The sequence below is a fragment of the Nonomuraea sp. NPDC001831 genome, from assembly GCF_042892035.1.
GTDB lineage: Bacteria > Actinomycetota > Actinomycetes > Streptosporangiales > Streptosporangiaceae > Nonomuraea.
The window spans coordinates 138,976-159,760 of record NZ_JBIATU010000003.1 but is presented as its reverse complement, the minus strand read 5'-3'; the positions used below and the strand labels follow the sequence as shown (position 1 = coordinate 159,760).

Below are 20,785 nucleotides of genomic sequence, written 5' to 3'. Positions count from 1 at the left end.
GCAGGCGCCCCTATCACGATTGATGACCAGGACGGGCTTTCATCCCCGTTGCCGGGGATCGCCCTGGGTCAGCCCTCGTCGCGGAGCTTCTTCAGCAGCTCGATGTCCTCGCGGTGCTTGTCGGCCTTGCCGGGCGTCTCGATGCAGATCGGCACGCCCGCCACCGCCGGATGCCGCATGATCTCGGCGAACGGCTGCGCGCCGATGTGGCCCGCGCCGATGTTCTCGTGCCGGTCCTTCTTGGCCCCGCACACGTCTTTGCTGTCGTTGGCGTGGATGAGCTTGAGCCGGCCGGGCGCGATGGCGTGCAGGGCGTCGAACGTCTCCCGCACCCCGCCCTCGGCAGCCAGGTCGTGGCCGGCGGCGAAGGCGTGGCAGGTGTCGAGGCAGACGCAGGCCCGCGGGTGCCAGTCGAGCGCGGCGAGGTAGGGCTCCAGGTCCTGGACGGTCGCGCAGAGCATCGCGCCCTGGCCCGCCATGGGCTCCAGCAGCAGGTCGGGGCCGCCCTCGGGGATCTCGTCGAGCAGCGGCAGCAGGGTCTCGCGGATCTGCCGCAGCGCGTCGTCGCGGGACTGCGTGACGGCCGAGCCGGTGTGGACGACGACGCCCTTGGCGCCGGTCTCCACCCCGCGCCGCAGCCCGTGGCGGACGACGGCGATGGAGTTGGCCAGCGTCTCGGGGTTGGGCGAGCCGAAGTTCACCAGGTACGGGACGTGGATGAAGGCGGTGACGCCGGACTCGGCCAGCTTGGCGTCCTCGGCGGGCTTGCCGTCGTTGAGCGCCCAGCCGCGCGGGTTGGTGACGAACACCTGGACCATCTCGGCGCCGATCTCGGCCATGTACTTCAGGCCGCCGGTCGCCAGGCCGCCGGTGACGGACACGTGCCCGCCGATCAGGGATGTCAAGGTCATGATGGCTCCCAGTGTAGGCGCAGCTCAGGGGCGTCCCGGCCGGGGCCGGGTTGGAGCATGACACGAAAAGTCCTGGCCATCCCGTTGCGTACTTGGGAGTTCTCACGGATGGACCGGGAACCGGGCCCGTGTGTGTACTGCTGACATGTGCAACTCCCTGGCCGCGTTCAACCGGCGGCCGCGCGCGGAGGCGGAGGCGGAGCTGCTGGCCTGCTGCGCCTCCCGCGCGTTCGCGGCGGCGGTGGCCGCCCGCAGGCCCTACGCCGCCCCGGAACGGCTCGCCGAGGCCGCCGAGGCGGCGGTGCGCGAGCTGGAGTGGCCCGACGTGCTGGAGGCGCTGGCGGCCCACCCGCGCATCGGGGAACGCCCGTCCGGGGACGGCCGGGAGTCGCGCTGGTCGCGCCAGGAGCAGGCGGGCGCGCACGCGGACGCGCCGGGGGCCGGGGAACTCCGGGCCGCGCTGGCCGCGGGCAACCGCGCGTACGAGGAGCGGTTCGGGTACGTCTACCTGGTCTGCGCCGCCGGCCTGAGCGGGGCCGAGCTGCTGGCCCGGCTGCGCGCCCGGCTGGACAACGACGAGGAGACCGAGCGCGGGGCCGTCCGCGACGAACTGGTCAAGATCACCCGGCTCCGGCTGGGGAGGCTCATGGAAGGGGAGGGGAGATGAGCTTCTCGACGCACGTCCTGGACGCCGTCTCGGGCCGCCCGGCCGCCGGGGTGCGCGTCCGGCTGGAGCACGAGGGCCGCGTGCTGGCCCGGGGCAGCACCGACGACGACGGCCGGATCAAGGGCTGGGACACCGGGGAGGGCGTGCACCGCGTCGTCTTCGACACCGGCGCCTACCTGGCCGACACCTTCTACCCCGAGGTCGTCATCGCCTTCACCGTCACCGACCCCGGAGCCCACCACCACGTGCCGCTGCTGCTCAGCCCGTACGCCTACTCCACCTACCGAGGGAGTTAGATGACCGTCAAGCTCGGCCCCAACCGTTACGGCAAGGCGGAGACCAGGCTGGTCCACGTGGTCAGGGACGGGGCCGTCCACCACCTCAAGGACATCAACGTCAGCACCTCGCTGTCGGGCGACATGGAGGAGGTGCACAGGAACGGCAGCAACGCCGCCGTCCTGCCCACCGACACGCAGAAGAACACCGCCTACGCCTTCGCCAGGAAGCACGGCGTCGGCGAGATCGAGGACTTCGCCCTCTTACTGGCCCGCCACTACGTCTCCGCGCACCCGTCCATCCACCACGCGCGGGTGGAGATCGAGGAGTACGCCTGGAACCGCATCCCCGGCCCGTCGCGGCACTCCTTCGTGCGCGACGGCGGCGAGGTGCGCACCTGCGTCGTCCACCACGACAGGGACGGCCGCACCACCGTCGTGTCCGGCCTGACGGACCTGGTCGTGCTGAACTCGACCGGCTCGGAGTTCCACGGCTACCTCGTGGACGAGTACACCACCCTCCAGCCGACGACCGACCGCGTCCTGGCCACCGCGGTCACCGCCCGCTGGCGGCACATCGGGACGGGCGGGCGCCCGCCGTACGCGCAGGTGCGCGCCTGCCTGCTGGACGCCTTCGCGCAGACGCACAGCCTGTCGTTGCAGCAGACCCTCTACGCGATGGGCGAGCGGGTGCTGACGACCTGCCCGCAGGTCTGCGAGGTCCGGCTCACGCTGCCCAACAAGCACCACTTCCTGGTCGACCTGTCGCCGTTCGGCCTGGACAACGAGAACGAGGTCTTCTACGCCGCCGACCGTCCCTACGGGCTGATCGAGGGCAGTGTGCTGCGTGAGGACGCACCCGACGCGGGATTCGCCTGGGAGTGAGGACGATGGACTTTCTGCGGCCCACCACGTGGGCTGAGGCGCTGGCCGCCAAGGCGGACCGGCCCGGAGCGCTGCCCGTCCAGGGCGGCACCGACGTGATGGTCGAGATCAACTTCGACGTGCGCAGGCCGGAGGCGCTGCTCGACCTCAACCAGGTGGCCGAGCTGCGCGAATGGCACATGACCGACGGCATCTGCCGGATCGGGGCGGGCGTCACGTACGCCACGGTCGTGGACGAGCTGGGCGGCGTGCTGCCGGGGCTCGCGCAGGCCGCGCGCACGGTCGGCTCGCCGCAGATCCGCAACCGCGGCACGGTCGCCGGCAACCTCGGCGCGGCCTCGCCCGCGGGCGACAGCCATCCGCCGCTGCTGGCGGCGGGCGCGGTCGTCGAGGTCGAGTCGCGCGAGCGCGGCACCCGGCTGATCCCCGCGGCCGAGTTCTACTTCGGGGTCAAGCGCACCGCCCTGGAGCCGGACGAGCTGATCAGGGCCGTGCGCGTCGAACCCGCCCAGGGGCCCCAGTACTTCTCCAAGGTCGGCACGCGCAACGCCATGGTGATCGCGGTGTGCTCGTTCGCGGTCGCGCTGCACCCCGGCCGGCGGCGGGTCGGCACCGGGATCGGCTCGGCCGCGCCCACGCCGCGCCGCGCCCTGGAGGCGGAGGACCTGCTGGCCAGGGAGCTGGACTGGCACGCCCCGCTCGACCCCGCGCTGCTGGCCCGCTTCGGCGAGCTGTGCGCGCGGGCCGCCGCGCCGATCGACGACGTGCGCGGCACCGCCGCCTACCGGGTGCACGCGCTCGGCGTGATGGCCCGGCGCACGCTCACCTGGGCCTGGACCGACCACCTCGCGAGGAGGGCCGCCTGATGCGCCTGAACGTCACCGTCAACGGCCGCGCCCACAGCGTGGACGACGTCTGGGAGGGGGAGAGCCTGCTGTACGTGCTGCGCGAGCGGATCGGGCTCCCCGGCTCCAAGAACGCCTGCGAGCAGGGCGAATGCGGCTCGTGCACGGTCCTTCTCGACGGGCTGCCGGTCTGCTCGTGCCTGGTCGCCGCCGGGCAGGCCGAGGGACGGCAGGTGCGCACGGTCGAGGGGCTGGCCGCCGGCGACCGGCTCGACCCGGTGCAGGAGGCGTTCGTCGAGTGCGGGGCCGTGCAGTGCGGGTTCTGCACCCCCGGGCTCGTCGTTCAGGCCCATGACCTGCTCGAACGCGTGCCCCGGCCGTCCGACGCGGAGATCCGCGAGGCGCTGGCGGGCAACCTGTGCCGCTGCACCGGCTACGAGAAGATCCTCGACGCGGTCCGGCTGGCCGCCGCGCGGAAGGCGTCCCGATGACCCTGCTGATCGAGAACGTGCACATCGCGCCCGTCGCCGGCCCCGAGATCCCCTCGGGCCACCTCGTCGTCGAGGGAGACCGGATCGCCGCGCTCGGCCCCGGCCCCGCGCCCGCCATCCCCGGCGCCCGGCGCGTGGACGGCTCCGGCTGCCTGGCCACCCCCGGCCTGGTCAACACCCACCACCACCTCTACCAGTGGGCCTCCCAGGGGCTGGCCCAGGACGCCACCCTGTTCGAGTGGCTGGTGGCGCTCTACGACGTGTGGGCCGCCATGGACGCCGAGGTCGTCAGGGGCGCGGCCACGGCCGGGCTCGGCTGGCTGGCGCTGTCCGGCTGCACCACCTCCAGCGACCACCACTACGTCTTCCCCAAGGGCCGCGGCGACCTGCTCGCGGCCGAGGTCGAGGCGGCGCGGGAGATCGGCCTGCGCTTCCACCCGGCGCGCGGCTCGATGGACCTGGGCCGCTCGCAGGGCGGGCTGCCGCCGGACGAGGTGGTCGAGCAGCTCGACGACGTGCTGGCCGCGACGGCCGAGGCGGTGGACGCCCACCACGACCCGTCGCCGTCCTCGATGGTGCGGGTCGCGGTCGCGCCGTGCTCGCCGTTCTCGGCCAGCACGGAGCTGATGACCGAGTCGGCGGCCCTGGCCAGGGCCAAGGGCGTCCGCCTGCACACCCACCTGGCTGAGACCCTCGACGAGGACGAGCACTGCATCGACCGGTTCGGCCTGCGCCCGGTCGACTACATGGACAAGCTCGGCTGGCTGGGGCCCGACGTGTGGCTCGCGCACGCCGTGCACCTCAGCGACGCCGACATCGCCAAGCTCGCCCGCACCGGCACGGGCGCGGCCCACTGCCCCTCCTCCAACGGCCGCCTGGGCAGCGGGATCGCCCGCGTGTCGGAGATGCTGCGCATGGGGGTGAACGTCGGCCTCGGCGTGGACGGCAGCGCCTCCTCCGAGCTGACCTCGCTGGCCGGGGAGATGCGGCAGGCCCTGCTGTTCCAGCGGGCCCGGTACGGCCCCCGCGCGCTGTCGGCCCGCCAGGCGCTGGAGCTGGCCACCCTGGGCGGGGCGCGCAACCTGGGCCGCGAGGCCGAGCTCGGCTCGCTGGAGCCGGGCAAGCTGGCCGACGTCGTCCTGTGGCGGACCGGCGGGCCCTTCACCGCCGCCGTGGCCGACCCGGTGTGCGCGCTGGTGTTCGGGCCCCCGCCGCCGGTGGCCCGCGTCCTGGTCGGCGGCCGGACCGTGGTCGAGGACGGCGAGCTGCGCACGACGTCCCACGACGCGGCCGGACGGGCGGGCGCCGAGGCCCACCGCAGGCTGATGCGGCTGGCCGCCGAGCGCGGGCACTCGGCGGGCAGGGAGATCCAGCACTAGGGTGGTGAACGTCCGGAACGTGATATTCGGTACCGAAAGGCGGTCCCGTGTCGGCAGAACTCCCCGCTGAGCGGCTGGCGCAGCTCAAGAGCACCTTCGCCGAGATCGACACCGACGGCGACGGCTTCGTCAGCGAGGCCGAGCTGAAGCGGCACTTCCCCGACCTGCCCGCCGAGGCCCTCGGGGCGCTGAGCCAGGAGGCCGACAGCGACCAGGACGGGCGTTACTCGCTTGAGGAGTTCATCCGCGCGGTCTCGTGACGCCCTACTCCGCCGGCGCGCGTTCCAGGGGCGCGTTCCAGGGGCGCGTGCTCCAGGGGCGCGCGCTTACGCCCTACTCCGCCAGCGCCCGCTCCAAGGGGGTGCGGAAGCGCGGTGTGATGCGCACGCCGCCGAGCCAGGAGGCCAGAGCGGCGATCTCGGCCTCCACGGCCGCCACGGCCTCGGAGCCCAGGTCGGTGAGCGCCCGCCACACGATCTCGCCGCCGGGCCGCTGCCCCCAGCCGCCGACGACCCGCCCGTCCCACCACACGGTGGGGCCGACGTTGCCGCTGCGGTCGAACAGCTCGGCCCGGTGCTCCTTCGGCAGGTACCAGTCGCGGCCCTGCCAGCCCATCGGCGTCGGGTCCAGGGCGGGCAGCAGCGCCGCCCAGGGCTCGGGCTCGGGCGTCTCGTCCAGATCGCCGGGCAGGACGTAGCCCGCGCCCTCGTCCAGCTCGACCTCCACCGCGCCGACGGCCGCCAGCGCGGCCCGCACCTCGCGCAGCGTCCAGCCGGTCCACCACTTGACGTCGGCCTCAGTGCCGGGGCCGAACGCGGCCAGCCAGCGGCGCACCAGCTCCGCCTGGGCCTGCGGGACCGTGGACTCCTCCATGGGCGGGGCGACGGCCCACAGGTGCTGCGTGCTCGTCCACGAGCCGGACGGACGGCCCTGGCGGACGAGCCGGCCCTCCATGCCCATCAGAGTGATCAGCCGCTGCCCGACGCTGTGCAGCGCCTCGTACGGCTTGCCCACGGCCACCCGGAACTGCTCGCGCAGCCGCGGCTCCAGCAGGCCCAGCCGGGCCGCCGTCGCCGTGCCCTCCTCGGCCAGGACGCGCAGCACCGACGACTCCACGTCGGCCAGCCACGTCTCGTCCCAGCCGCCGGCCGCGGTGAGCTCCTTGACCAGCGCCCTGCGCACCTTCGTGGCGACCGCGAGCGTGGAGGAGTGGTGCACGACGGGCACCAGCGCGGCCGGGACCACGAACACCGTGCGGCGCATCCCGTGCATGCGCACCAGCGTGCGGTCCTCGTACAGGGCCCGCTCGACCGGCTCGATCCCGGGCGCGGTGAGCCGGGCGCCCGCCGACAGGAACACGGTCGCCGGGTCGGTGGCGTGCAGCACCACCACGGACGCCGTCGCCTCCTCCGGCGTCGCCGCCTTGGCCGCCAGGTTGTGGCGCACGCCCAGCCGGCGCCGCCTCTCCCGCTCAGATATGCGCATGAAACGCCTCCTTACGGGATGTGAGCCTAATTGGAGGATCACACACCTCAGAACCCGCCAAAGCCGCTCAGATTCGTGCTCGCGGCCCATGGGCGGCGGGCGCGGCCGCCTGTTTCACTGAGGGCACCTTCCTGGAGGGCGCCTTTCACTGAGGGCACCTTCCTGGAGGGCGCCTTTCACTGTGGGCACCTTCCTTGGGGGCGCCTTTCACTGTGGGCACCTTCCTTGGGGGCGCCTTTCACTGAGGGCGCCTACCCTCGGCCGCCGCCGGCCGGGGGGCTGATGTGATGATGAGTCACGCCTTCCTGCCCGCTCGCACCGGGCAGGAAGGCGTGTCCGGCCATTGTTCAGCATCTTGTGGGAGTTCGTAGTGGTAAAGCAGGTTCTGGTGGCACCCGACAAGTTCAAGGGCTCCCTCACGGCCGCCGAGGTCGCGGCGCGGGTGTCGGCGGGGCTCGGGGTGCCCACGGTCGAGCTGCCGGTCGCCGACGGCGGCGACGGCACCGTCGAGGCGGCCGTGGCCTGCGGGTTCGACCGCGTCACCGTGGAGGTCACCGGGCCTACCGGCGAACGCGTGAGCGCGGCGTACGCCTGGCGGGCGGCCGGCGGCACGCCGACGGCTGTGGTCGAGCTGGCCGAGGCGTCCGGGCTGCGGCGGCTGTCCGCCGGCCCCGCCCCCTTGACCGCCACCTCCTACGGCACCGGAGAGCTGATCGCCGACGCCCTGCGCAGGGGCGCCCGGCGGGTCGTCCTCGGGCTCGGCGGCAGCGCCTGCACCGACGGGGGAGCGGGCCTGGTCCGGGCGCTCGGCGCACGACTGCTCGACGACGACGGCGCCGAGCTGCCCGACGGCGGCGCCGCGCTGCGCGGGCTGGCCCGCATCGACCTGTCCGGGTTCGCCGACGTCTCGGGGGTGGAGTTCGTGGTGGCGAGCGACGTCGACAACCCGCTGCTCGGCCCGCACGGAGCCGCCGCCGTCTACGGGCCGCAGAAGGGCGCGACCCCCGAGGACGTCAAGGTGCTGGAGGCGGGGCTGTCCCGGCTGGCCGCCGTCGCCACCCAGACCCACGGCCTGGTCGGCGCCGTCGAGCACGACGACACCCCGCGCGCCATGGGCGTCGCCGGAGCCCCCGGGGCGGGCGCGGCGGGCGGCGTCGGGTTCGCGGCGCTGGCCTTCCTCCACGCCGAGCTGCGGCCCGGCATCGAATACCTGCTCGACCTGCTCGGCTTCGGCGCGCTCGTCCAGGACGCCCGACTGGTGATCACCGGCGAGGGCTCGCTCGACGAGCAGTCCCTGCGCGGCAAGGCGCCGATCGGCGTGGCCCAGGCGGCGGCCAGGGCGGGCGTGCCGGTGGTCGCCGTCTGCGGCCGGCGCACCCTCGGCGACACCGAGCTCAAGGACGCCGGCATCGAGGCCGCCTACGCCCTGACCGACCTGGAGCCCGACCCGGCCCGCTGCATGGCCGAGGCCGGGCCGCTGCTGGAACGCCTGGCCGCCCGCGTGGCCGCCGAGCACTTGGAGGGCAGATGACCGTCCACGACCTCGTCGTCCGCTCCCGCAGGGTGGTCACGCCCGAGGGGGAGCGGGCTGCGGCCGTGGCCGTACGGGGCGAACGCGTCGAGGCCCTGTACGACTACGCCGAGCCCCTCGACGCCGCCGAGGACATCGACCTGCGCGACCTGCCCCTGCTCCCCGGCCTGGTGGACACGCACGTGCACGTCAACGAGCCGGGCCGCACCCACTGGGAGGGCTTCGCCTCGGCCACCAGGGCGGCCGCCGCGGGCGGCGTCACCACGATCGTGGACATGCCGCTCAACTCCCTGCCGCCGACCGTCAGCGTGGAGGCCCTGGAGGCCAAGCTGCGGGCCGCCCGCGGGCAGTGCCACGTGGACGTGGCGTTCTGGGGCGGCGCGGTCCCCGGCAACCTCAAGGAGCTGCGGCCGCTGCACGAGCGCGGCGTCCGGGGCTTCAAGTGCTTCATGTCCCCGTCGGGCGTCGAGGAGTTCCCGCCGCTCGCCACGGCCGAGCTGCGGGCGGTGCTGAGCGAGGTCGCCGGGTTCGGCGGGCTCGTCGTCGTGCACGCCGAGGACCCCGAGCTGCTGGCCGAGCCGGGCGGGCCGACGTACCGGGAGTTCCTGGAGTCGCGGCCGGGAGCCGCCGAGCGCAGCGCGGTCGCCAAGGTCGTCGCGCTGGCCGCCGAGACCGGCGCGCGCGTGCACGTCCTGCACGTCTCCAGCGCCGAATGCCTCGACGTGCTGGCGCGGGCCCAGGCCGACGGCGTGGCGGTCACGGCCGAGACCTGCCCCCACTACCTGACGCTGGAGGCCGAACAGGTGCCCGAGGGGCGCACGGCGTACAAGTGCTGCCCGCCCATCCGCTCGCGCGCCAACCGCGAGCTGCTGTGGGACGGCCTGGCCCGCGGCGTGCTGAGCAGCGTCGTCTCCGACCACTCACCCTCGCCCGCCGACCTGAAGGTGCCCGACTTCGCCGCCGCCTGGGGCGGCGTCGCCTCCCTCCAGCTCGGCCTGTCCGCGGTCTGGACGGAGGCCGCCCGGCGCGGCCACACCCTCGCCGACGTCGTGCGCTGGATGTCGGCCGCGCCCGCCGAGACGGCCCGGCTCCCCGGCAAGGGCGCGATCCGCCCCGGCGGCGACGCCGACCTGGTCGCCTTCGACCCCGACGCCGACAACCCGGTGGACGCCGCCCGCCTGCACCACCGCAACCCCGTCACCCCCTACCACGGCCGCCTGCTCAAGGGCGCGGTGCTGACCACCTGGCTGCGCGGCCGTCCCGTGGACGGCGAGCCGCACGGCCGCCTCATCCTGGGGGAGCAGTAGATGCCCGGCTTCACCGCCCTGCCCGACCTGGCGCTGCGCACCCTCGGCGGCGCGGTCGTGGCGGCCAGCGACGAGTCCTTCGCCGAGAAGGAGAGCCTGATCAGGCCGGGCCGCCCCGGCTTCCGCGCCGAGACGTTCGGCAACAAGGGGCAGGTCTACGACGGCTGGGAGACCCGCCGCCGCCGCACGCCCGGCCACGACTGGGCGCTGGTGCGGCTGGGCCTGCCGGGCGCGATCCGCGGCGTGGTGATCGACACGGCCTGGTTCAAGGGCAACTACCCGCCGTACGCCTCGGTCGAGGCCGCCGCCGTGCCCGGCCATCCCTCGCCCGCCGAGGTGGCCGCCGCCGACTGGACGGAGATCGTCCCGAGGACCGCGCTCAGGGGCGACGCCAAGCACCACGTCGAGGTCACCGGCGACGACACCCGCTACACCCACGTCCGCCTGAACATCTACCCCGACGGCGGCATCGCCCGCCTGCGCGTGCACGGCGAGGTACGCCCCGACCTGTCCGTCTACGACGGGCTGAGCCTCGACCTGGCCGCCCTCCAGAACGGCGGCCTGGTCACCGCCTGCTCCGACGAGTTCTACTCCGCGCCGAACAACGTCATCGCCCCCGGCCTGGCCCGCCACCAGGCAGAGGGCTGGGAGACCGCGCGCCGCCGCGAGCCGGGCAACGACTGGCTGCTCATCCGCCTGGCCGCGCCGGGCCTGCTGCGCCTGGCGGAGATCGACACCACGAACCTGATCTTCAACGCCCCCAGCCACGTCGCGCTCACCGGGCTGTCCAGTGGTCTGTCCGACGGTCTGTCCGGCGGTCTGTCCGGCGGGCGCGAGGTCACGCTGCTGCCGAAGACCCGGCTGCAGCCCGACGCGCCCCACCGCTTCCGGCTCGGCCACCCCGAACCGGTCACCCACGTACGGGTCGACATCTACCCCGACGGCGGGCTGGCCAGGGTGCGCCTGCACGGGCACCTGGCCTGACCCGGCGCGCTACTGCCAGAGGAAGACGGTCGCGCCGGGCGGCCGCTCACTGTTCGGTAACGGCCGCTGGTACTGCACGACGCCGCCGTTGGCCAGCCGCTGGATCCGCACGCGGAAACCCAGCGACTCCAGCTCCGACTTGGCGTCCTTGACGTTCTTGCCGATGACCGCGGGCACCAAGCGGAACTCCTGGTCGTCGCGGGCCTCGTTGTCGCCCTTGAACCAGTCCCAGAAGTCGGTCTGGCAGCGCGCCACCGTGATCATCGCGGGGGTGCCCTTGTCGACCTCGGACTTGGCCTTCGGCGCCTGGGCGATGACCGTGCACGGCTCGGCGTCGTCGTCGACCTCGTTGACCTGCACCTGGAAGCCCTGGCCGCCGAGGTAGGCGGCGGCCTCGTCCTTCGGCATGCCGGTCACGTCGGGCATCACCATGCCGGCGCTCACGAAGATGCCGACCTTCGCGCCCTCCTTGACCTTCTCGCCGGCCTCGGGAGAGCTGCGGATCACCTTGTTCCGCTCGACCTCGCCGTTGGGCAGCCGCTTGACGCTGCCCACGGTGAGCCCGGCCTCGGCGATCTTGATGCGGGCCTCGTCGCTGGTCAGGCCCCTGACGCTGGGGACGATCACCCGCTTGGGGCCGAGCGAGGGCACCAGCGTGATCGTGCTGCCGCTCTCCAGCTCGGTCTTGCCCTCGGGATCGGTACGCAGCACCAGCCCCTCGGGGGTGTCCTCGTCGTACTCGCCGGCGACCTTGTTGACCTTGAAGCCCTTGCCCGTGGCGGTGCGCTCGGCGACCACCATGTTCTGGCCGACCAGGTCGGGCACCTGCACGTACTTGGTCTGGGAGAAGTACCAGCCGGTCAGCGCCACCGCGACGACCATGACCGCGGCCAGCGCGACCAGGAACCAGTTGGGCCGGAACGAACGTCCGGACGGCGGCGGCGGCGACACCGGCGGCGTCACCTCGGCGCGCGGCTGGATCAGCGTGTGGGCGGGCGCGGCCAGCGGCATCGACGGGGCGCCCGCGCCGCTCGGCCGCGGCGGCATCGACTGGTTGAACACCGCCGTCATGGCCGGCGGGGTGCTCAGCCGGGGCAACATCCGGTGGGCGTCGACCGCCTCCACCAGCATCGCCGTGGCGTCGGCCGGGCGGTCGTGGGGCTCGCGGGCCGTGGCGTGCCCGACCAGCGTGTCGATCAGCGGCGGCACCTCGGGCACCAGCGACGACGGCGGCGGCACCGTGTCGTGCACGTGCCGGTAGGCCACCGACATCGGCGTCTCGCCGTCGTAGGGCTGCTGCCCGGTCACCAGCTCGAACAGCATGATGCCCGCGGCGTAGACGTCGCTGCGCACGTCGGCGCCGCCGGTGGTGACCTGCTCGGGCGACATGTAGCCGATCGTGCCGATCATCACGCCGGTACGGGTCTGGTTGGTCGCCTCGATCGCCCTGGCCAGCCCGAAGTCGACGACCTTGACCCGGCCGTCGTCGGTCATCAGCACGTTCTCGGGCTTCACGTCGCGGTGGACCATCCCGGCCTGGTGGGCCGCGCCCAGGGCGGCCAGCACCGGGATCATGATCTCCAGCGCCTCGCGGGCGGGCAGCCTGCCGCGCTCGCGCAGGATGTCGCGCAGCGTGCGGCCCGGCACGTACTCCATCGACAGGTAGACGACGTCGGTGTCGGTGCCCTGGTCGAAGACGTGCACCACGTTGGGGTGGGACAGGCTGGCCACCGACTTGGCCTCGCCGATGAACCTGCGGACGAAGGCCGGGTCCTCGGCGAGCGAGCGGTGCATGACCTTCAACGCGACAGTGCGATCCAGCCGGACGTCGAGCGCCAGGTAGACGGTCGCCATACCGCCCCGGGCGATCCGGCTCTCGATGCGGTAGCGCCCATCGAGGAGCCGCCCGACCAGGGGGTCCGCAGTCGTCTTATCCACCACCCCCCTGAGTTTACGGGCGTTTTGCCACCGGCAGGGCCCGCGCGCCCGAAACCGATGCGGAGACGTTCCCGCGGAAGCGGCCCCGACCGGCGGGAGGGCCGGGGCGAGCCGGCCCGCCGGGGGCCCAGGGGTGTCTCCCGGGCGTCGCTAGGGGGTCGTCGGCGAGGACGCCTCGGCGTAGCGCCGGCGCGGGATCCGGCCCGCCTGCCGCGCCTGTCGTCCGGCCGCCACGGCCGCCCTCATCGCCGAGGCCATGAGCTCGGGCCGCTGGGCCCGGGTGACCGCCGTGGCCAGCAGCACCGCGTCGCAGCCCAGCTCCATGGCCAGGGCGGCGTCGCTGGCCGTGCCGATGCCGGCGTCGAGGATCACCGGCACCCCGGCGGCCTCCACGATCAGCTCGATGTTGTGCGGGTTCCTGATCCCGAGCCCCGAGCCGATCGGCGCGCCCAGCGGCATCACCGCCGCGCAGCCGGCCTGCTCCAGCCGCCGCGCCAGCGCCGGGTCGTCGCCGATGTACGGCAGCACCACGAACCCGTCGGCCACCAGCCGCTCGGCCGCGTCGAAGGTCTCGATCGGGTCGGGCAGCAGCGTGCGCTCGTCGGAGATGACCTCGAGCTTGACCCAGTTCGTCCCCAGCGCCTCGCGGGCCAGCCGGGCCGTCAGCACGGCGTCGCCCGCGGTGAAGCAGCCCGCGGTGTTCGGCAGCACCTTGATGTCGCGGCGGCGCAGCACGTCGAGGACCGAGCCGCGGGCGCCGGGGTCGAGCCGCCGCATGGCCACCGTGGTCAGCTCGGTTCCCGAGGCGACCAGGGCCTGGTCGAGCACGTCCAGGGAGGGCGCGCCGCCGGTGCCCATGATGAGCCGGGAGGCGAACTTCTCCCCGGCGATGATCAGCTCATCCACCCTGCACCGCCGTCAGCACCTCGACGCGGTCGCGGTCGCCGAGCGCCGTCGTCTCCCACGAGCTCCGCGTGACCACCTCGTCGTTCACGGCCACGGCCACGCCGGTGGTGGCCGTCGTCAGCGTCCGTACGGCCTGGGCCACGGTGGTGCCGTCGGCCACCTCGTGCGCGGCGCCGTTGATCGTCACAATCATGAAATATCCCGAAATCTCGCGGGCGAGCACAGCGCGGCCAGCTCGCCCTCCTCACCCGTCAGAATCCCCGCGCCCGCCGAAAGCTGCGCGCCCGTCGAGAGCCTCGTCGAGAGCACCGCCGTCTGGGCCGCAGTCCGGGCCGCCGTCTGTGTGCCTGTCCGGGCCGTTGCCGGGGGCGCCGTCGTCGCGGCCGGGGGCGTCGCGGGCGGTGTCAGCACCGCCGCCGTGACCAGGGCGGCCGTGAGGGGGGCCAGCAGCACCCCGCCCCGGTGGTGGCCGGTCGCCAGCACCAGCCCCGGAGCCTCGCCCGCCCCGATGATCGGCAGGTTGTCGGGGGTGCCCGGACGCAGCCCGGCGACCACGTCGGCGACCTCCAGCTCGGTGACGCCCGGCACCAGCTCCCTGGCGTCGCGCAGCAGCTCGTAGAGTCCGCCCGCGGTCACCCGGGTGTCGAACCCCAGCTCCTCCTGGGTCGCCCCGAGCACCAGCTCGCCGTCGCCCCTGGGGACGAGGTAGACGGGCGTGCCGTGCACCGTCCCGCGTACGCACCGCCCGAGCAGCGGCTGCGCCGAGCGCAACCGCATGATCTGCCCCTTGACCGGCCGGACGGGCACGTCGGCCAGCTCCCCGCTCCACGCCCCGGCGGCCAGCACCACCCGCTCGGCCGCGATCTCCCGCACCGCCGGCTCAGGCTGACCGGGCACGGGCTCAAGCCGCACCCCCGTCACAGCGCCGCCGGTCCCGGAACTGCTCCAAGGGCTGGTCCCAGCGCCTGCCACGGCGTCTGGAACGGCGTCTGGAACGGCGTCGTCGTCGCGCAGCAGTCCGGTCACCCGCGCCCGCACCACGGGCACGCCCAGCCGGTCGAGCGCGGCCAGCAGCGCTGCCGTGACCCGGCGCGGATCGACCCAGGCGTCACCGGGGGCCAGCAGCCCCCCGCGCACCGAAGGGGCCAGCATGGGCTCCAGACGGCGGCACTCGCGCCCGGTCAGCCGCTCGACCCGCAGCCCCAGCTTGTCCATGAACGCCGCCAGGTCGTCGAGCGCCGCGAGGTCGTCGGCCCCGAAGGCGACGTCGAGTGTGCCGTCGGCGCGCAGGTCGAGCGCCCGGCCGCCAGCCCCCTGCGGCCCGATCATCCCGAACGCGCCCCCGAACGCCTCCCCGGCCCCGCCACCGGCCCCCCCACCGGGACCGCCACTCAGCCCCGTGCCGAGACCTGCCCCAGGACCCGCACCGAGGTCCGGGCCGAGCCCAGCGTCGGCGGCCAGTTCGGCGGCGAAGGACGGCCACCGCCGGAGCGAGGCGGCCCCCAGCCGCAGCAGCGGCTCCTCGGTGTAGGCGACCTCGCTGACGGGCGCCAGCATCCCGGCCGCCGCGTAGGACGCCCCGCGTCCCGGGGCCGGGTCGACCACCGTGACGGGCAGCCCCTCGCGGGCCAGCCGCCAGGCGATCGACAACCCGACGACCCCGCCGCCCACGATCACATTCATCCGCGCTCCCTTCGCCGGCATGATCCGGATCAGGTGTCTTGCGGTCGAAGGCCCGCTCAAGCCTTCCTCTCAGCCCGGTGACGGCCGGACTCCCGCGCGTCTTGCGCCTCCAGCCTACGGCCTCGGCGCGACGTGCCGGCACCGCCCCCGTTATGGTCATGAACGTGAACCATGTCGTAGTGGTGGGAGCGGGCCTGGCCGGGCTGCGCAGCGCGGAGGCGCTGCGCGGGCGCGGCTTCACCGGACGGATCACGCTGATCGGCCAGGAGCGCCATCGGCCCTACGACCGTCCGCCGTTGTCCAAGGCCGTCCTGTCAGGCGCGGCTGACTCCAGCTTCCTGGAGGCCGACCTCGACGCGCTGGAGGTCGACTTCTGGCCGGGCGTCACCGCCAAGGCCCTGCGCGAGGGCGTCGTGGAGACCACCGAGGGCGAGCTCGGCTACGACGGCCTGGTGATCGCCACCGGCACCGAGCCGATCACCGTGCCCGGCGACGGCCCCCAGCACGTCCTGCGCACCCTCGACGATGCCCACGAGCTGCGCGCCGGCCTGGTGGCCGGGGCCCACGTGGCGATCATCGGCGCCGGCTGGATCGGCGCCGAGGTCGCCACCGCCGCGCGCAAGGCCGGCTGCTCGGTGACCGTGATCGAGGCCGGCCCCGCCCCGCTGGCCAACGCCGTGGGCCCGGAGATCGGCGCCCGCACGCGACACTGGTACGACGGCATCGACCTGCGCCTGAACACCATGGTCGACGAGGTGGACGAGGGCGGCGTGCGGCTGGTGGGCGGCGAGTTCGTCCAGGCGCACGTGGTCGTCACCGGCATCGGCGTGCGCCCGGCCGTCGAATGGCTGGCCGGCTCCGACATCGACCTGCACAACGGCGTCGTCACCGACGAGCACCTGCGCACGTCCATGCCGAACGTGGTCGCCGCCGGCGACTGCGCGGCCTGGTGGTCGCGCCGCTACGGCGTCCGCCTGCGCGTCGAGCACTGGGACACCGCGCTCGGCTCGCCCGAGGTCGCCGCCGCGACCCTGCTGGGGGAGGAGGCCGTCTACGACCCGGCGCCCTACTTCTGGTCCGAGCAGTTCGGCCACATGGTCCAGTACATCGGCCACCACCCCTCCGGCGACCGCCTGCTCTACCGGGGCGAGCCCGAGGGCAAGTGGTCGGCCGTCTGGCTGACCTCCGGCGACACCCTCGCCGCCGTGCTCGCCGTCGACCGGCCCCGGGACTACGTGCAGGGCCGTAGGATCATCGAAGGCGGGCACCGCCTCGACACAGAACGCCTGGTAGATCCAGAGGTCCCCCTACGGGATTGTGTTGTTTGAGCAAGGACGGCATGTGGTAGTTGTGGTTTCGTGACGCTTTCTGTTGCACAGATCGACCGGGAGACCGACCAGCTCGTCGACGAGTGGCTCACTCTCCCCGAAGTGGCCTCACGCCTCGAGCTCTCGATCGGGCGGGCCAAGCAACTCCTCAAGGACCACAAGCTGCTCGGCGTGCGCCGCGGCGGCGGCGGGCCACAGGTTCCCGCGGTGTTCCTCGACGGTAAGGACGTGATGAAGGGCCTGCCCGGCACACTGACCGTGTTGCAGGACGCCGGCTACGACGACGTCGAGTCGCTGCGCTGGCTCTTCACCCCAGACGAGTCCCTGCCGGGGTCGCCCATCGAGGCGATCAAGGCCGGCCGTCACACGGAGGTCAAGCGGCGTGCCCAGGCCCTCGGTTTCTGAGGCCCGCCTCTATCTCTGCACCGACGGCCGCCGCGACCGCGGCGACCTGGCAGAGTTCCTCGACTCGGTGCTGGCCGGCGGCGTGGACATCATCCAGCTGCGGGAGAAGGGCCTGGAGGCACGCGAAGAACTCGCGCTCCTGGAAGTCTTCCGCGACGCCTGCGACCGGCACGGCAAGCTGCTGGCCGTCAACGACCGGGCGGACATCGCCTTCGCCGCCCGGCCCGACGTGCTCCACCTGGGGCAGGACGACCTTCCCGTGACGGTCGCGCGAGAGATACTCGGCGACGACATCGTCATCGGCCGGTCCACCCACTCCGTCGCCGAGGCGTCCGCCGCGGCCGTGGAGGAGGGCGTCGACTACTTCTGCTGCGGCCCGATCTGGCCCACGCCGACCAAGCCGGGCCGCCACGCGCCCGGCCCGGCGCTGCTGCGGCACGCGGCCTCGCTGGGACCGGCCCCCGGGTCGGCCGCGCCGCGGCCGTGGTTCGGGATCGGCGGCATCGACCTCACCAACCTCGACGAGGTCATGTCGTACGGCGTGAGCCGCGTGGTGGTCGTACGCGCGATCACCGACGCGGAGGACCCGGGGGCGGCGGCGGCCGAGTTCGCCAAACGCCTGACCGCGCCGAGTTCGCCGAACGCCTGACCGCGCCGAGTTCGCCGAACGCCTGATCCCCTGACACACGACCGGGCGCCCGTCCACGACGGGCGCCCGCCGCTCCGCGCCGAGCCCGCCTGCCGAAGCGGGCCGCCCAGACCGACGCCGCCCGCCGAAGCGGGCCGCCCAGGCCGGCGCCGCCCGGGCCGGCCGCGGGCACGAGGGGCCCCACGAGGGGCCCGGGGTCAGGTCTTGCGGGACGTCGCGGCGATGGCCAGCTCGGTCAGCGCCGTGCGCGACTCGGCGGTGACCGGCGCCTCGTCGAGCGCGGCCAGCGCGTCGGCGAGATAGCCGGCGATCAGGTCCTCGCATTCCCGCAGCGCGCCGCTGTCGGTGATGATCTCGCGCAGGGCGCGCACCCCGTTCTCGTCGAGCGCGGGGTCGCCGAGCAGCCTGCGCACCGTCGCGGCCGCCTGCGGAGGCGCCCCGGCCAGGGTGCGGGCCACCAGCATCGTGCGCTTGCCCTCCCGCAGGTCGTCGCCGGCCGGCTTGCCGGTCTGGGCCGGGTCGCCGAACACGCCGAGGATGTCGTCCCTGAGCTGGAAGGCGATGCCGACGCGGCGGCCGTAGCCGGTGCACAGCTCGTCCATCCACGGCTCCAGCGCGCCGGCCGCGAGCACCAGGCCGAGCCTGAGCGGCTGCTCCACCGAGTACTTGCCGCTCTTGAACAACGCCACCCGCAGGGCCGACTCGAAGGTGTTCTCGCCGTGGGCCTGCTCCAGCAGGTCGAGGTACTGGCCGCACATCAGCTCGGTGCGCATGTGGTCGTGGACGGGCTGGGCGGCGGCCAGCGACGCCGGCGGCAGGCCGCTGGTGCGCCACATCTCACCCGACCACACCAGCAGCAGGTTGCCCAGCAGGATGGCGGCCCCCTCGCCGAACTGCTCGGCCGAGCCGTGCCAGCCCTCCTTCTCGTGCAGGGACTGGAAGCGGCGGTGGGCGGCCGGCATGCCCCTGCGCAGGTCGCTCTTGTCCATCACGTCGTCGTGCACGAGCGCGCTGGCCTGCAACAGCTCCAGCGACGCGGCGGCGGTGAAGATCTCGGGCACGTCGGTGCCGCCCGCTCCGCGCCAGCCCCAGTAGCAGAACGCGGGACGCAGGCGCTTGCCGCCGGCCAGCAGGTCGCCCGCGGCGGCGCGCAGCGGTTCGAGCTCGGCGTCGCCCGAGGCGGGCAGCTGCCGTTCGACGAACTCCCCGAGGGCGCGCTCCACCTGGGTGCGCAGGGCGTCCATGCTCGCGGCGTCAGTGGTCATGCCTTGAGACTAGTGGGCGCGGACTCGGGGTCGGGTCCCCGGTCTAGGGGCGGCCGATCCGGACACCGGCCTGTACGCTTGGGCCATGGCGCTTGGTCGACCCTCCATCCTGCCCGATCGTGTCCCCACCGTCCGTGAGCTGCTCGCCACCGGTGGCCGGTCGTTCTCCTTCGAGTTCTTCCCGCCGAAGACCGACGAGGGCGAGCGGCAGCTGTGGAAGGCGATCAGGGAGCTGGAGTCCCTGCGTCCCACGTTCGTCTCGGTCACCTACGGGGCCGGCGGCTCGACCCGCGACCGCACGGTCGACATCGTCGAGCGCCTGGCCCACGACACCACGCTCACCCCTGTGGCGCACTTCACGGCGGTCAACCACTCCGTGCGCGAGCTGCGCCACCTGGTCGGCCGCTTCGCCGACGCGGGGGTGCGCAACATCCTGGCCGTGCGCGGCGACCCGCCCGGCGACCCGACCGCCGAGTGGGTGCGGCATCCCGAGGGCGTGCTCTACGCCGAGGAGCTGGTGCGGCTCATCCGGCAGGCGGGCGAGTTCTGCGTCGGGGTGGCGGCGTTCCCGTACAAGCATCCGCGCTCGCCGTCGATCGAGTCCGACACCGAGTACTTCGTGCGCAAGTGCCGCGCGGGGGCCGACTACGCGATCACCCAGATGTTCTTCCAGGCCGACGACTACCTGCGGCTGCGCGACCGGGTGGCGGCCCAGGGCTGTGACACGCCGATCATCCCGTGCATCATGCCGGTCACCCAGATGAGCACGATCGCGCGGTCGGAGCAGCTGTCGGGGGCGCCGTTCCCGGCCGAGGTGGCGGCCCGCTTCGAGGCGGCCGCCGACGACCCGGCCGCGGTGCGGGCGCTCGGCATCGAGCACGGCGCGGAGCTGTGCCAGCGGCTGCTCGACGAGGGCGCGCCCGGCATCCACTTCATCACGTTCAACCGGTCCAGCGCCTCGCGCGAGGTGTTCCAGCGCCTGACGCCGGTCGCCGCGACCGCCTGACCGCACCGCCTGACCGCACCGCCTGACCGCACCGCCTGACCGCACCGCCTGACCGCACCGCCTGACCGCACCGCCTGACCGCACCGCCTGTCCCGCCGCCCCGTCCCCTTACGCGCGGTTGCCCGTCACCCGCCCGCAGGGGGACCGGGCGGGTGACGGGCAGGGGGTGGTATCCAGTCGGTAACGTGTCCGTCACTTTCTGTCATGAAGATGCCCTCGGGCATGACCAGGCAAACCCCACAAGTACCGGCTTTACCTGCGGCGACGTGCGACGCCCTCAGTCGAGGGGCAGCGGGCGGCCGACGATCGCGTACTCCTCGTGGCCGCCGGGGAAGACGAAGCGGGTCAGCAGGTCGGTGAAGCCCATGCTCGCGTAGAGGTGGCGGGCGGCCGTGGGGCGGTCGTGGGTGGACAACACGGCCGAGCGCTCGGCGCGGCCGGCGCACAGAGTCCGGATCATGGCCCGGCCGATGCCCGCGCCCTGGTGGTCGGGGTGCACGTGGATCTCGGCCAGCTCGAACGCGTGGCCCATCCAGGCGCGCGCGGCCTCATCGCCCGCCTCGTCGGCCAGCGCCCGGCTCACCACGTCGTGCCACCACTGTCCGGTCGCGCCGCGGAAGCCGTACGCGAAGCCGACGGTCTGGGGGCGTGCCACGCCGGTCGGGTCGCGCAATTCTGCGAAATAGCACTGGAAATGGGGATATGTGCCGTGGTTGCGCATGATGGTCTTGCGGCCGGCGATCTGCTCGGGGGGCGGGTTCATCGCCGCCGTGTAGATGTCGATCACCGTGTCCAGGCGTTCGGTGAACTCGGCCGGGCCCGCCCCGCGAAACTCGATCACCCGT

22 protein-coding genes and 1 riboswitch are annotated in these 20,785 nt (G+C 73.8%); of the genes, 14 read left to right on the top strand and 8 right to left on the bottom strand.

Annotated features, from left to right (window positions below):
- Positions 1-68: 68 nt before the first annotated feature.
- Positions 69-911: a deoxyribonuclease IV gene (locus ACFYYW_RS11710; RefSeq protein WP_352326779.1), complete on the bottom strand. Its 843-nt coding sequence runs from the start codon at positions 909-911 to the stop codon at positions 69-71.
- A gap of 145 nt (positions 912-1,056) precedes the next feature.
- Here ACFYYW_RS11710 and uraD point away from each other — a divergent pair, with 145 nt between their 5' ends.
- The 7 genes from uraD to ACFYYW_RS11675 are packed head-to-tail and all read left to right on the top strand — an operon-like array spanning position 1,057 to position 5,713.
- Positions 1,057-1,578 (top strand): 2-oxo-4-hydroxy-4-carboxy-5-ureidoimidazoline decarboxylase, encoded by a 522-nt coding sequence (gene uraD / locus ACFYYW_RS11705; protein ID WP_387647541.1) that lies wholly within the window; start codon positions 1,057-1,059, stop codon positions 1,576-1,578.
- A complete protein-coding gene (gene uraH / locus ACFYYW_RS11700; protein WP_352326777.1) occupies positions 1,575-1,874 on the top strand; it encodes a hydroxyisourate hydrolase in 300 nt (99 codons plus the stop codon). Before uraD ends, uraH begins: the two co-directional genes overlap by 4 nt.
- Positions 1,875-2,738: a factor-independent urate hydroxylase gene (pucL, locus tag ACFYYW_RS11695; RefSeq protein ID WP_387647539.1), complete on the top strand. Its 864-nt coding sequence runs from the start codon at positions 1,875-1,877 to the stop codon at positions 2,736-2,738.
- A gap of 5 nt (positions 2,739-2,743) precedes the next feature.
- Positions 2,744-3,604, top strand: a complete 861-nt coding sequence (locus ACFYYW_RS11690; protein ID WP_387647536.1) for an FAD binding domain-containing protein — start codon at positions 2,744-2,746, stop codon at positions 3,602-3,604.
- Entirely contained in the window at positions 3,604-4,074 is a 471-nt protein-coding gene (locus tag ACFYYW_RS11685) for a (2Fe-2S)-binding protein (RefSeq protein WP_387647534.1), read from the top strand. The genes ACFYYW_RS11690 and ACFYYW_RS11685 overlap by 1 nt, the downstream gene beginning before the upstream one ends.
- Positions 4,071-5,453, top strand: a complete 1,383-nt coding sequence (locus ACFYYW_RS11680; protein ID WP_387647531.1) for an 8-oxoguanine deaminase — start codon at positions 4,071-4,073, stop codon at positions 5,451-5,453. Before ACFYYW_RS11685 ends, ACFYYW_RS11680 begins: the two co-directional genes overlap by 4 nt.
- A gap of 47 nt (positions 5,454-5,500) precedes the next feature.
- A complete protein-coding gene (locus tag ACFYYW_RS11675) occupies positions 5,501-5,713 on the top strand; it encodes an EF-hand domain-containing protein (RefSeq protein ID WP_387647528.1) in 213 nt (70 codons plus the stop codon).
- Positions 5,714-5,786: 73 nt separating this feature from the next.
- Here ACFYYW_RS11675 and ACFYYW_RS11670 read toward each other — a convergent pair whose 3' ends face one another.
- The gene (locus ACFYYW_RS11670; RefSeq protein ID WP_387647525.1) at positions 5,787-6,938 is read right to left on the bottom strand and encodes a winged helix DNA-binding domain-containing protein; all 1,152 of its coding nucleotides are present in this window, start codon (positions 6,936-6,938) and stop codon (positions 5,787-5,789) included.
- Positions 6,939-7,326: 388 nt separating this feature from the next.
- On the opposite strand from ACFYYW_RS11670, the gene ACFYYW_RS11665 reads away from it, so the two are divergent.
- From ACFYYW_RS11665 to alc, 3 genes are read left to right on the top strand one after another with little or no spacing between them, the layout of a single operon-like run.
- Positions 7,327-8,469: a glycerate kinase gene (locus tag ACFYYW_RS11665; RefSeq protein WP_387647522.1), complete on the top strand. Its 1,143-nt coding sequence runs from the start codon at positions 7,327-7,329 to the stop codon at positions 8,467-8,469.
- Complete coding sequence (allB, locus tag ACFYYW_RS11660; protein WP_364411750.1) at positions 8,466-9,776, top strand: allantoinase AllB; 1,311 nt, start codon at positions 8,466-8,468, stop codon at positions 9,774-9,776. Before ACFYYW_RS11665 ends, allB begins: the two co-directional genes overlap by 4 nt.
- Positions 9,777-10,760: an allantoicase gene (gene alc, locus ACFYYW_RS11655; protein ID WP_387647520.1), complete on the top strand. Its 984-nt coding sequence runs from the start codon at positions 9,777-9,779 to the stop codon at positions 10,758-10,760.
- 9 nt (positions 10,761-10,769) lie between these two features.
- Here alc and pknB read toward each other — a convergent pair whose 3' ends face one another.
- From pknB to ACFYYW_RS11635, 4 genes are all read right to left on the bottom strand, one after another.
- Positions 10,770-12,698 carry a Stk1 family PASTA domain-containing Ser/Thr kinase gene (pknB, locus tag ACFYYW_RS11650; RefSeq protein WP_387647517.1) on the bottom strand — a complete coding sequence of 643 codons (1,929 nt, stop codon included), beginning with the start codon at positions 12,696-12,698 and terminating at the stop codon, positions 10,770-10,772.
- 150 nt (positions 12,699-12,848) lie between these two features.
- Positions 12,849-13,604: a thiazole synthase gene (locus ACFYYW_RS11645; RefSeq protein ID WP_364390689.1), complete on the bottom strand. Its 756-nt coding sequence runs from the start codon at positions 13,602-13,604 to the stop codon at positions 12,849-12,851.
- Positions 13,597-13,797, bottom strand: a complete 201-nt coding sequence (thiS, locus tag ACFYYW_RS11640; protein WP_352331034.1) for a sulfur carrier protein ThiS — start codon at positions 13,795-13,797, stop codon at positions 13,597-13,599. The genes ACFYYW_RS11645 and thiS overlap by 8 nt, the downstream gene beginning before the upstream one ends.
- Positions 13,794-15,287, bottom strand: a complete 1,494-nt coding sequence (locus tag ACFYYW_RS11635; protein WP_387647513.1) for an FAD-dependent oxidoreductase — start codon at positions 15,285-15,287, stop codon at positions 13,794-13,796. Before ACFYYW_RS11635 ends, thiS begins: the two co-directional genes overlap by 4 nt.
- A riboswitch (TPP riboswitch) is annotated at positions 15,277-15,393 on the bottom strand. (Overlaps the previous gene by 11 nt.)
- Before the next feature lie 52 nt (positions 15,394-15,445).
- On the opposite strand from ACFYYW_RS11635, the gene ACFYYW_RS11630 reads away from it, so the two are divergent.
- The 3 genes from ACFYYW_RS11630 to thiE are packed head-to-tail and all read left to right on the top strand — an operon-like array spanning position 15,446 to position 17,669.
- The gene (locus ACFYYW_RS11630; protein WP_358294043.1) at positions 15,446-16,615 is read left to right on the top strand and encodes an FAD-dependent oxidoreductase; all 1,170 of its coding nucleotides are present in this window, start codon (positions 15,446-15,448) and stop codon (positions 16,613-16,615) included.
- Between the two features lie 30 nt (positions 16,616-16,645).
- Positions 16,646-17,020, top strand: a complete 375-nt coding sequence (locus ACFYYW_RS11625; protein WP_352331275.1) for an Rv2175c family DNA-binding protein — start codon at positions 16,646-16,648, stop codon at positions 17,018-17,020.
- Positions 16,998-17,669 carry a thiamine phosphate synthase gene (gene thiE, locus ACFYYW_RS11620; protein WP_352331277.1) on the top strand — a complete coding sequence of 224 codons (672 nt, stop codon included), beginning with the start codon at positions 16,998-17,000 and terminating at the stop codon, positions 17,667-17,669. Before ACFYYW_RS11625 ends, thiE begins: the two co-directional genes overlap by 23 nt.
- Before the next feature lie 197 nt (positions 17,670-17,866).
- Here the strand turns inward: thiE and ACFYYW_RS11615 are convergent, their stop codons facing one another.
- Complete coding sequence (locus tag ACFYYW_RS11615; RefSeq protein WP_387647510.1) at positions 17,867-18,934, bottom strand: polyprenyl synthetase family protein; 1,068 nt, start codon at positions 18,932-18,934, stop codon at positions 17,867-17,869.
- Between the two features lie 85 nt (positions 18,935-19,019).
- Between ACFYYW_RS11615 and metF the strand changes: the two genes are divergently transcribed.
- On the top strand, positions 19,020-19,940 hold the full coding sequence (gene metF / locus ACFYYW_RS11610) for a methylenetetrahydrofolate reductase [NAD(P)H] (protein ID WP_387647507.1): 921 nt from the start codon (positions 19,020-19,022) through the stop codon (positions 19,938-19,940).
- A gap of 277 nt (positions 19,941-20,217) precedes the next feature.
- On the opposite strand, the gene ACFYYW_RS11605 is transcribed toward metF, so the two are convergent.
- Positions 20,218-20,781, bottom strand: coding sequence for a GNAT family N-acetyltransferase (locus ACFYYW_RS11605; protein ID WP_352328952.1), 564 nt, complete (start codon positions 20,779-20,781; stop codon positions 20,218-20,220).
- Between the last annotated feature and the right edge of the window lie 4 nt (positions 20,782-20,785).